General features: G+C 65.4%; 14 protein-coding genes. 5 read left to right on the top strand and 9 right to left on the bottom strand.

Going from position 1 to position 10,677, the window contains the following annotated elements; translation table 11 throughout:
- Positions 1–185: 185 nt before the first annotated feature.
- The 6 genes from K304_RS0114060 to K304_RS0114035 all read right to left on the bottom strand — a co-directional run bounded on the left by K304_RS0114060 (position 186) and on the right by K304_RS0114035 (position 3,317).
- Positions 186–380, bottom strand: coding sequence for a mobile element transfer protein (locus K304_RS0114060; protein ID WP_027763892.1), 195 nt, complete (start codon positions 378–380; stop codon positions 186–188).
- Between the two features lie 19 nt (positions 381–399).
- Positions 400–1,119, bottom strand: coding sequence for a DUF2637 domain-containing protein (locus K304_RS0114055; protein WP_027764262.1), 720 nt, complete (start codon positions 1,117–1,119; stop codon positions 400–402).
- 70 nt (positions 1,120–1,189) lie between these two features.
- On the bottom strand, positions 1,190–1,360 hold the full coding sequence (locus K304_RS33630) for a J domain-containing protein (protein WP_199779610.1): 171 nt from the start codon (positions 1,358–1,360) through the stop codon (positions 1,190–1,192).
- A 3-nt stretch (positions 1,361–1,363) separates the two neighbouring features.
- On the bottom strand, positions 1,364–1,525 hold the full coding sequence (locus K304_RS33625) for a hypothetical protein (RefSeq protein WP_199779613.1): 162 nt from the start codon (positions 1,523–1,525) through the stop codon (positions 1,364–1,366).
- 83 nt (positions 1,526–1,608) lie between these two features.
- Complete coding sequence (locus tag K304_RS0114040) at positions 1,609–2,958, bottom strand: FtsK/SpoIIIE domain-containing protein (protein WP_027764261.1); 1,350 nt, start codon at positions 2,956–2,958, stop codon at positions 1,609–1,611.
- A gap of 2 nt (positions 2,959–2,960) precedes the next feature.
- Positions 2,961–3,317: an SCO3933 family regulatory protein gene (locus K304_RS0114035; RefSeq protein WP_027764260.1), complete on the bottom strand. Its 357-nt coding sequence runs from the start codon at positions 3,315–3,317 to the stop codon at positions 2,961–2,963.
- Positions 3,318–3,475: 158 nt separating this feature from the next.
- On the opposite strand from K304_RS0114035, the gene K304_RS0114030 reads away from it, so the two are divergent.
- Together K304_RS0114030 and K304_RS0114025 are read left to right on the top strand one after the other, a co-directional pair.
- Positions 3,476–4,207: a helix-turn-helix domain-containing protein gene (locus K304_RS0114030; protein ID WP_027764259.1), complete on the top strand. Its 732-nt coding sequence runs from the start codon at positions 3,476–3,478 to the stop codon at positions 4,205–4,207.
- A 30-nt stretch (positions 4,208–4,237) separates the two neighbouring features.
- Positions 4,238–4,708, top strand: coding sequence for an NUDIX hydrolase (locus K304_RS0114025; protein ID WP_027764258.1), 471 nt, complete (start codon positions 4,238–4,240; stop codon positions 4,706–4,708).
- On the opposite strand, the gene K304_RS0114020 is transcribed toward K304_RS0114025, so the two are convergent.
- Positions 4,709–5,260: an HDIG domain-containing metalloprotein gene (locus K304_RS0114020; RefSeq protein WP_037790375.1), complete on the bottom strand. Its 552-nt coding sequence runs from the start codon at positions 5,258–5,260 to the stop codon at positions 4,709–4,711.
- 456 nt (positions 5,261–5,716) lie between these two features.
- On the opposite strand from K304_RS0114020, the gene K304_RS32160 reads away from it, so the two are divergent.
- Positions 5,717–6,784: a DUF262 domain-containing protein gene (locus K304_RS32160; RefSeq protein ID WP_078529071.1), complete on the top strand. Its 1,068-nt coding sequence runs from the start codon at positions 5,717–5,719 to the stop codon at positions 6,782–6,784.
- Between the two features lie 691 nt (positions 6,785–7,475).
- On the opposite strand, the gene K304_RS34030 is transcribed toward K304_RS32160, so the two are convergent.
- On the bottom strand, positions 7,476–7,850 hold the full coding sequence (locus tag K304_RS34030; protein ID WP_486591659.1) for a very short patch repair endonuclease: 375 nt from the start codon (positions 7,848–7,850) through the stop codon (positions 7,476–7,478).
- Here K304_RS34030 and K304_RS34025 point away from each other — a divergent pair.
- The gene (locus tag K304_RS34025; protein WP_486591658.1) at positions 7,849–7,989 is read left to right on the top strand and encodes a hypothetical protein; all 141 of its coding nucleotides are present in this window, start codon (positions 7,849–7,851) and stop codon (positions 7,987–7,989) included. The two genes, K304_RS34030 and K304_RS34025, sit on opposite strands and share 2 nt — an antisense overlap.
- Positions 7,990–8,242: 253 nt before the next feature.
- On the opposite strand, the gene K304_RS0114005 is transcribed toward K304_RS34025, so the two are convergent.
- Positions 8,243–9,565, bottom strand: coding sequence for a DNA cytosine methyltransferase (locus tag K304_RS0114005; RefSeq protein WP_027764255.1), 1,323 nt, complete (start codon positions 9,563–9,565; stop codon positions 8,243–8,245).
- A gap of 141 nt (positions 9,566–9,706) precedes the next feature.
- Here K304_RS0114005 and K304_RS0114000 point away from each other — a divergent pair, with 141 nt between their 5' ends.
- Complete coding sequence (locus K304_RS0114000; protein WP_486591657.1) at positions 9,707–10,405, top strand: Eco29kI family restriction endonuclease; 699 nt, start codon at positions 9,707–9,709, stop codon at positions 10,403–10,405.
- The last annotated feature ends 272 nt before the right edge of the window (positions 10,406–10,677 follow it).

The raw sequence follows: 10,677 nt of genomic DNA, 5'->3' as shown, positions 1-10,677 counted from the left end.
CTCGGTGCCGGTGCGGGTGCCGCTCTCGATGGCGGGGGCGATGAAGGTGTCGGCGAGGAGGAAGCCGCCGAGGAGCAGGGTGACGACGAGCCAGGTCGGCGGGCGGAAGAGCTTGATGCCGAAGTAGCCGAAGACGGCCAGGAGGGCGACGAGCGGGATTTCGACGTTCATGGCGGGGTGTCCTTTCAGCGGATGCGGCAGCGGTGGGTGCGGGCGGCGAGCTGTGCGGCGGTGCGGGTGCCGTAGTCGGCGGACCAGCCGCAGCGCTCGGAGGTGCACACGGCTGCGTGGCGGGTCTGGCCGGTGCGGCGGTCGCGGTGGGTGCCGATCTGCACCGGGCCGATGCGCTCGACGGAGTGGAAGAAGTCACGGGCAGGCATGGCGTGTTGTCCTTTCCGGTCAGGTGAGTTGGGCGGCGATGGCGTCGGCCATCGGTGCGGGGACGCCCAGGCGGGCGCGGAGGGTGTCGGTGTCCATCGGCGCCCCGGTACGGGCGCGGTGGGCGTCGGTGAGCTTCCGGGCGTGCTCGACCAGCGGAGCCGGGACGGAGACCGCAGGCGCCGGGGCGACCGGTGCGGGAGCAGGCTCCTCGACCGGGGCGGGCGCGGGGGCCGGGTCGATGGCCGGGGGTGCCGGCGCTTCGGTCGGCTCGATCTCGACCGGTTCCGGGTCGGCAGGGGTCTCGGTGTGCTCGGAGCGTTCGAGGGCGTGCGCCGGGTCTTCGTCCTCACGGTCCGCGAGCTCGGCGGCGTGCGGTGCGTGGACGAGGAGGGTGCCGCCGAGGAAGGCCAGCGCGGGCCAGCCGGCGACGAGGATGCGCAGCCAGTCGGGCACGTCGTTCAGGTCGAGGAGCCCGGCGGTGGCGATGTTCGCGCCCAGCGACGCTCCCAGTGCGATGACGAACCACGTCCAGGCCGATCCTGCCGGGGCGCCGGTGGAGCGGGAGGTGCGGAGTCGGTTCCAGGCGGCGACCAGGAGCAGGTCCACGCTGATCGGGTAGGCCCAGGCTTTCCAGCCGTCTTGCCCGGCCGCTTCGGCGAGGTCGTGGAGGTGAGCGAAGGACAGGGCACCGGCGATCACGGCCTGTACGAGTACGGCGTCGAGGCGAAGTGAGCGCATCGGGTCTCCTCCTTCCTTGGATGGGGCCGGGCGGTCCGCGTGTGGGGCCGCCCGGCGGTCGAGTCGGCGGTCAGTCGGTGGTGCCGGAGCCCCAGCAGGTCAGGCACATCACGGTCTGTCGGTCTGTGGTCTCGCGCTTGCGTCGGGCGCCGACGCGGACGTTTTCGGTCGTCTCGCCCTTGCCGCCGCAGTCCGGGCACTTCTTCGCTCGGGGCCGGCGCGTGGGCTTGCGCGCGGCCATTGGTCAGCGCTCCTGTCCGGGCAGGCCGCCCAGGTCGACGGAGGCGGCGAGGGAGTAGCCGAGGGTGTCGGCGAAGTCGAGGTCTGCGCCGGGCAGTTCGGCGTAGGCGGAGAGGTCATCCAGGAGCCGGATGGTGCGGGTCAGGTCGTCGCAGTGCGGGCACATCGCGGGCACTCCTTCCGGTTTTCGGCATGGAGGGGGTAGGGACGTGGCGTGAGGCGGTCACACCAACCGGTGTGCGGAGAACGTCAGGCCGCCTCGGTCAGCTCACGGGCCGGGGCCGGGGCCGGGCCGAGGACGGGCCGGTAGTCGGCCAGCTCAGACAGTTCCGGGGTGAGGCCGGCGTGGCGGTTGCAGATGTTGACCGCCTGCCGAAGCGTCGTGAACGGCGTGCGGGTCAGCACCCAGCCGCCGGAGGAGTCCGCAGCCACGGCGGTGCCGGGCCGGTCGGTGCCGATCTGCACGGCGGCGAGTACGGCGTCCGGGGCGATGTCGGCGAACGCCATGTTCGCGGAAGACTCATCGTTGACGCGGTGGGCGGTGCGGCCGGTGAGCTGGGAGCGCAGGAGGGTGATGCCCTTGCCGAGGTCGGCGCCGAAGCGCTGCCCGCAGACCTCCACGTAGATGCCGGCGGCGCGGCCGAGCTGAGCCAGCCGCACGAGGGCGGTGACGATGGTGTCCCGGCGCTTCTCCTCAGCCCTGCCACCTGCGGCGAGGGCGAGTTCGGCGACCTCGTCGACCAGCAGCACAACCGGCACCGGCCGCAGATGCTCGGGCAGGCCCCAGATATCGGCGGTGATCTCCGCGTCCGGCACGTCGGCGCTGATGCGCTGCTCACGCCGGATGACCTCCAGCGTTGATTCCATGCGGTCGATGAGCGCTTCGAGCAGGCCCAGGGCGTTGTCCGGGTTGTCGGCCAGGGCGGAGAAGCGGCGGGCGAGCGGGTAGAGCTCCACACCGTTCTTGCAGTCGATCCCCACCAGCGCCACCCGCTGATCCGCCAGCGCGGCCACAAGACGCCGCTGATAGACCGACTTGCCGGACTGTGTGGCGCCGATGTTCAGCGCGTGCGGGACCTGCCGATAGTCGCGGTAGTGGACCGAGCCGTCCTCCCGCAGGGAGACCGGGACGCGAAGGGTGTCCGCGTCGGTCTTCGCCGGCATCTGCACCCGCTTGAGGACGTCGTAGCCGGTCATGCGCAGCTCGACCACACCGGCCTTGACCTCTCGCGAGGAGACGCCCTGCATCCCGAAGGAGTGCCGCAACCGGTCCGAGGCGGCGGCGAAGTCGAACGCGTCCTGCCCCGGACGGAGCTTGACCCGCACCACCAGCCCAGTCCGAGTGACCCGAAGCCGGCGAATGCGCGGGACACGGGAGGCGGGAACCTCGCTGCGGGTGACGCGGGCCAGCAGCAGCCGCATACGCGACGGTGGGACCGTCAGCCCGCAGGCTTCCATGACCGAGGCGTACCGGAAGCGGAGGCGGACCACGGCCACGAGGGCGCCGAAGGTGAGCCAGTACCAGGCCGGGCGGCGCCACCGCAGCAGCGCCGCCGTGCCCAGGATGACCACCAGCACGATGATCGTCAGCGTCTCCATGATCAGGCCGCCTTGGCCTTGGCGCCGGTGTCGGCGAGGGAGGTGACCGCCACGGCGCGGAAGGCGATGCCGTGCCGACGCTGGCCGTTGAACTCGTTCTCCCACGGCCGTGCGACCAGCCCGGTCAGCGCCAGTGGCGTGCCCATCACCAGCTCACCGGTGACGCCGGACTCGGGGACGGTGATCGACAGGATCTCCGGGGCGTTGCCCTCCAGCGCGAACATCACGTTCACGGTCATCAGCTTCGCGCCGGTCTCACGGTCGGTCTGGACCTCACCGGTCTGACGGTTGACCTTCGGCTCAGCCGGGCCGGCGGCCATGACCTGAGCGGCGTTGGTGTCGACGGGGATCTGACGCATCGTGTCGTCTCCTGAACGTTGAGGTTCTTCGCCGAACGTCTGTCGGCACCCTCAGGAGACCGCGCAGAGGGGTGGACGCATCACGGTCCGCATGGACGTTTGGGGACGTCTGAGGTAACGTCAAAACGTCCTAGTGTTCCAGGGGAAGGACCGCAGGCATGGCGAACGACCGTCTCCGAGCCGCCATTTCGGCCAAGGGAGAGACCATCCAGTCTCTCGCCGAGCACGTCGGCGTGGACCCGAAGAGCGTCGAGCGCTGGATCTCTCTCAGCCGTACCCCACACCGCAGCCACCGTTGGAAGGCAGCCGACTTCCTCAGCGCGGACGAGGTCTATCTCTGGCCGTCGGTCGAGAAGCAGGCGGAGACGGCCAGCAGTTCAGAGCTCGTCACCTTCTACCCTCACCGCGGAGCGGTGCCGGCACATCTGTGGTCCTCGCTCATCGAGAAGTCGGTGAGCAACGTCGAGGTGCTTGTGTACGCAGGGTTGTTCCTCTTCGACGGCCACCCGGACCTTGCCGACCAGCTTTCCGAGAAGGCGAAGAACGGCGCCCAAGTGCGCATCATGTTGGGTGACCCCGACTCTCCGATGATCCGCCAGCGCGGCGAGGAGGAGGGTATCGGCGACAAGCTCGGGGCCCGTGCCCAGCTCAGCAGGCACTACATCGCATCAGCGACGAACACCCCGGGCGTAGAGCTGCGACTCCACGACACGATCCTCTACAACTCCATCTACCGGTTCGATGACGACGTCCTGGTGAACCCACACGTCCTCGGCGCCCCGGCCGGGCAGAACCCCGTTCTGCACTTCCGCTACGTCCCCGGCGGTCGGACGTTCCGGCACTACATGAAGAGCTTCGACTACGCGTGGGAGCGTGGGACGCCCGCGTAGGCCCTTCGTCAGCCGTGGCACCCTGGTGGCATGGCTCGCGTCGACTACTTCAACGACCCGCAGGCGCCCAAGGCGAACAGCCTCGTTCCGTCGGTGACGGCCGTTGCGCTCAACGAGGCCGGAGAGGTCTTGCTGATCCACAAGACCGACAACGGTCTATGGGCCCTGCCCGGCGGCGGCGTCGACGTGGGCGAGTCGGCACCCGACGCAGCCGTACGGGAGGCCAAGGAGGAGACCGGGTTCGACATCGAGGTGACGGGCTTGGTCGGCCTCTACACCAACCCCGGTCACGTCATGGCGTACGACGACGGCGAGGTGCGCCAACAGTTCTCCATCTGCTTCCACGCCCGCATCACCGGAGGCGAGCGGCGGACCAGCGGTGAGAGCAAGGAAGTCGCGTTCGTCCGCCCGAGCAGGCTGGACAGCCTCAATATTCACCCGTCGATGCGCCTTCGGATCGACCACGGCCTACAGGCCAACCGGAAGCCTCACATCGGCTGATCACCCAGCGAGACGGGCACGCGTGCGCTCGACAGCCCCCGAGAGGTACGGCCGAGCCTTGCTGATCGCGTTGTGAACCTCACTGCCTGGCTCGTAGCGGGTCAGGATCTCGTCAATGCGCTGATCGAAGTCGAGCCGCTGCCCGGCCGGGCCGGTGGTCATGTCGGAGAAGATCAGCGCGTCAAGGAGGGGAGAGTCCTCGCGCTCGTACACCTGGAGCTCAGCCCTCAGCCCGCGCTGCTCGGCCTCAAAGGTGGCGCCGGAGTGGTGGGCTACCAGGCAGACCAGCCGACGAGGAGCCTCCAGCGACTCCAAGTGCCGGGCACCGTCCAACGGATGGAAGCCCGTGGCGCGCAGCTCTGGGGCGTACCCGATGTCGTGCAGCCATGCAGCCGCGACGAGGAGATCCCGCTCAGCCGAAGGTACTGCCGAAGAGGCTTCCCCGGCACGCTTCGCAACCGCCTGCGTGTGCAACCAGCGATTCCCAAGCGGAGGCAGCAGCGACTCAGCCAACGCGGCAGCGCCCTGCGGGGTGTCCAGTGAAGAAGCCATACGTGTCACGGTAGCCGAGACCTGCAGCGAGGCCAGACCAAGAGCGTGCGGTGAGAGTTTCTCTACTTCATCAAGGGCTCGCTCCGCTCGCCGCGCGGCCCGGCTCGCCGCCGGGCCGACGCTCCTGTCTCCGCCCCGCTCCGGCCCGGCCGCCGGCCCGCGCACGGCGCGAGCCACAGAAGAGGGGGCCAACGTGGCTGGGGCGGTCGGCTCCACGGCTTTAGGCAGCCACCTTGGGGCGAGCCTCCAAGATCGGGGCCCACATCGGGCTTTAGCGGGCAGGCTAGGAGCTGCCCGAGTCGCGGCAAGCTTACGGGCCCCGATCTCTCGCCCCAAGGCAGCTCCCGCCCAAAGCCGCTCCGCCTCCCTACCTGTCCGGGCGGGCGGAATCACTCGCCACTGGGTTCTCGGTTGGCTACAATCAGCTACCACGCCGACTCTCGGGAGCGAACCAGGATGCAGGGCAGCGCCCCTCAAACATTTACGATCGCAGAGTTTCTAAAATGGAGCGACGACAAAGAGCTGAATCTGAACCCGAAGTTTCAGCGCGGGCCTGTATGGGGAACGCCCGCTCGCAGCTACTTGATTGACTCGATCGTCCGTGGATACCCGATACCAAAACTCCTTCTGCGTACGAGTATCGACCGTGATTCGCGTCGAACTATTCGAGATGTCGTCGATGGTCAGCAGAGGCTTCGTACCATTATCGATTTCGCGGCCGGTAAATTCGCTCTGACGTCGAAGGCTGGCGAATACCGAGGGTACCGGTACGCGGATCTCGAAGACGAGGAGAAAGACGCCTTCCTAGCGTACAAGCTTACCTGCGAGCAGCTAATCAATGCCAGCGATGAAGATGTTCTAGAGGTCTTCCTCCGAATCAACTCTTACGCCGTTCCAGTTAATGGCCCAGAACTGCGCAATGCTCGATTCGATAACGACTTCTCGTCACATGTCAAGAGCCTCACTCGTATGATCCCATTTGTATGGGATCTGGGTGTGATCTCGAATCGAGAGAGGGTTCGCATGGTGGATCACTCCACCGTAGCTGAGCTCCTCGGTTTTATGATCAGAGGGGTGCGAGCCGGGTCGGACTCAGATATCACCGAGCTTTACGAGTCCCAAATGCAGGCGCACTTGGAGGACCTGCCGTCCGAGGAGGATTTCCTCAACATCATGCGAGTCACTTCGGACTTGCTCCGGGACTACAAGAAGGAGGCGGTTGTTAGCCGGCCCAACTTCTTGATGTTGGCGGCTGCGGTGATGTACAGCCAGGGCCTACTACCTGAGGGCAAGCTGAACTTCCAGAAGGTGGAGTCGCCAGATGAAATGCTCCTTGATGAGGACCGAGTAACAACCGCCATCGGTGACCTGAATACCGCAATTGACACTCCCGCCGAGGACCTAGACAAGCGCGCTCTGCCTTTCATCGAAGCTCGCTCCTCCAGTCAACGCATCAGTAGTCGGCAAGTGCGATTCGAGTATTTTTGCCATGCCCTAGCAGGTAAGTCCTTCTACGACTGGTAAAGGGCTCAAGGCGTGACACACAATTTGCGTGACATCAGTAAGGCGTTCAGTCAAGAGGCTGATGAAATCGAAAGCTGTTTCCATCAGTGCACGTATATGACGCCTATTGCTGTGTATAAGGTCGCCTACATGCCAGCGATCGAGGGCTGCCTCACTGCCCTATGGGACTCCTGGGGGAGATTCATAAGGTCGGTCATTTTAACAAGTGCCGCAGGGTCTACTGTTGGCGGGTCGGGGCGAGTGTATAGTCCGGCACAAGTAAGATCCGCATCAGCAGCTTTGCGGACATTGAAGACAGACTCTTACTCCCGAGGAAATCGAATTCGAATCATGGGGGGTGAGCCGGCTTGGTCGGCTTCCGAGTCGCTACTCGATATTTGCAACTCACTTAGCTTCTCAGCGTCTCATCCTCTGCACGCGGCAGTCACTGCGAACAACATTGCGCTACCGTTCGGAAATTTTGTTCCGAATCCGATCCAAGAGATTCGAGACGTGCGAAATTTCTGCGCTCACAAAGGAGATGCCACTTATTTGCGAATGAAGTCACATTTCGCGGGTGGCACAAAAGATGCACACACGCATATGTGCACGACCGGCACTGGAGGAATTGCCAACTTCTCTCACTGGGTGGACTGTCTCAAGGTGATTTCCGAAGCGGCTACATATTAAGCATGGTGGGCGACGTAAGTGGTCAATCTGCTGACCGCAGGGCCGCGATAACTCTCGCAGCTGCGATGTTCGGGTCCTCGTGTTCCCACACGCGAACGATCTTCCAGCCCTGCTCGCGGAGTTTCTGATTGGTGTCTTCGTCCCGGGCCTGGTTGCTCTGGATCTTTTCTTTCCAGAAGCGACGATTCCTTGCGGCTGGGCGGTGGTGTTCTGTGCAGCCGTGCCAGTAACAACCATCCACAAAGACGGCGACGCGTGCCTTGCGGAAAACGAGGTCAGCCGTACGCCGCAACTCAGGAAGGGGACGGGTATTTACCCGGTAACGGAAGCCTTGGCTGAAGAGGATTGAGCGCAGGAGTCGTTCTGGCCCGGTGTCGCGGCCCTTGTTGGCCCTCATGACTGCCCGGACGGCCGTCGAGGACGCCTTGGAGTCGCTCGGCAAGTACTCCTCACGAACCAGGCCCGCCGTACGGGCGATCGCCCATGCCTGCTTGAGGTTGGCGGCCCGGGTGCTGGCCGTGACCTCGCCGATGTAGCGCTCACGAGTGCGGCCACGCTGCGACCAACGTAGATAAGCGCGAATCCGGCGGGTTCTGGAGTAGACGCGGAACGCGATGGAGCCAGTGGGCTCCTCACTACCGTCTAGAACTACGACGCGGCGATGGCGACCGCCGGCCGCCCGATCCTGCTCTGCGGAACGAGCCGCACGGGACATGCCGGGCCGCGGCCTCCAGGCCCCATCGGGCGGAAGGCGGTCGCTCCAGCCCTGTTGAGCCCGGGTCGCTTGCGTCACGCCCGCCCCTCGGCGGCGTCGAGTGCCGCGCGGACGGCCGCAGCGAAGACCTCGCCGAGCCGGACGGGAACGGCGTTGCCAAGTTGCCGCATCTGTTCCCCACGTGGACCAGCGAGGGCCCAATCGTCGGGAAAGGTCATCACGCGAGCTGTCTCTCGGACGGTCATGTACCGGTAGCCGGTGCCGTCGAAAGTGGGGTCATCGAGTCGCAACACGGACTCGCCGCCGGGTACGCCGTGCACGCCAGCCTTGACCGTCTTGGCGGGGCTGTCCAGCTCATTGGGTGTGTGGCCGACGTAGACACGGGCACCGGGCCAGCCCTTGTGATCGGGGACCTCGCCGACGACGATCCTGTCCCGCACAGCCTCCACGGGCACGGGTGGGAGGGGCTTGCCTTCGTTCTCGTCGATCCCAGCGATTGCGTCGCGCAGTGTGCGCCAACGCTTCTTGCCGTCGGGTACCAGCGAAGGAGGGGGAAGAGTGGCCATGACTCGTTCCCGTACGGAGTCGATGCCCGGGACGTCGTTGTGGTCCTTCCAGTACTGCCCACCGTGCATGGCGTCGATGAGCGCATCCTTGCTGAACTCCTCCGCCGGCTGATGCTCCTTCCATTTGACGCCGAGGTCTGAGCGGAACGCAACGACGATGACGCGGTGCCGAATCTGGGGCACTCCGTAGTCCGCCGCGTTCACCGGAATGTGGACGACGTCGTACCGCTCGGGCGAGCCTTTCGCGTAGTCCTGAGTCAGAAGATCTTCAAGGACCTTGTCGTGGTCCTCCCAGGTGGCGTCCTTCGCGCGTCGCACGAACGGGAGACTCATCTCCCGCTTGATGTACTCGAAGTACGGCTTGAATGAGGGGCGGAGCAGACCGCGCACGTTCTCGCAGATGACCGCCTTGGGGCGCATCTCGCGGATGGCCCGAAACATCTCCGGGAACATGTTCCGTTCGTCCTCGTCGCCCTTGGCCACGCCCCCGAGGCTGAACGGCTGGCAGGGTGGACCGCCGGCCAGGACGTCCACCTCGGCGTCCTTGAGGAACTCGAACGAGGGGATGCCTCGCACGTCCCCGGGTACGAGCGGCCATCCTGCAGCGCGACTGCCTGGGCGGGGGCCACCAGGCTCGGGCACGGACGTGTCCTCGGGCTTTCGGAGTGTGGCGCCATTGTCGGTCAGGGTCTTCACGGCTTGCTTGGCGAACTCGTTGACGAGGAGCGGCCGGAAGCCCGCCTTGTGAACCGCCATGGCCAGCCCGCCGCCGCCGGCGAACAGCTCGACCGACGTTCGGTCAGTGGGCTCTCGTTTTCCCTGATCAGACATGAGCAAAGCATACCGCGGAGTTGTAGATCATGGAAAGAGACTCGCCAGAAGCATGGACACCAGCGACAACAGCGCTGGTTAGAGTGATCACCGCATCGGGTGGCTGCTTATGGCGTTCGCCAGGGGAGGATGACAGTGAGCATGCGCGACGAGTCGAAGCCGAAGAGGAAGAAGCGCCCTCGCGGCTGGCGGGAGAAGGCCATACGTGAGGCGCCCTACGACCCGTTGAAGCTGGAGAACCTCGGACGGAGCATCGAGCTCCGGATGTTGGAGATGAAGCCCGAGCCCATCACGGACGTTCCGATCATGATCGGAGCCGGGATCTACGCGATCTACTACATTGGCGATCACGAGTTGTATCGGCCGATCTCGGAACCTTATTGCCAGACCCCCATCTATGTGGGGAAGGCGACCCCGGAAGGGGGGCGTAAGGGAGGGCGGGCCTCGGTCACAGACGACGAGGACGCGCTCTGGGCACGCATCAGGGAGCACTCATACTCGCTCGAAGAGGCCCGCGATCTCGACGTTGCAGACTTCCGCGTTCGATACCTCGTGGCTGTGGACGTCTTCGTGTCCCTCGCGGAACAGGTCATGATCCGACAGTTCAGGCCTGTTTGGAACAGCGTCGTCGACGGCTTCGGAAACCATGCCCCGGGGAGCGGCAGAGGCCAACAGGCCCGACCCCCCTGGGATGATCTTCACCCCGGCCGTTCATGGTCGACGCCGGAGAAGATGGCGAAGCCCAGCAGATACACGGCACTGGAGTCCAAGATCCGTGTCGTTGCTCATTGGAAGCAGCAAGGGTTGCTGCCCGAAGACGCTCCCTTGCCCACCGAGTAAGGTGCCGGATCGTCGGAGGCCCGTTGGGACCACAGTGACCACGAGAAGCGTGTACCGCAACGAAGTACAGCAACCACAGCAACCGCTGGCACCCTGCACCGGCCCGCAGGGGCCCTCGTCTGTCCTGATCAACCCCGGGTGACCGAGCCGTATAGAGCTACGGATCAGAAGGTTGCAGGTTCGAATCCTGCCGAGCGCGCACAGGTCAGAGGCCCCCTGCGGAATCCGCAGGGGGCCTCTGACGTCAGCGGGTGCCATCAGTGCACCGCTCA

The sequence above is a fragment of the Streptomyces sp. CNS606 genome, assembly GCF_000426325.1.
The sequence above is the reverse complement of the archived record's forward strand: the minus strand, read 5'-3'. Positions and strand labels throughout refer to the sequence as shown.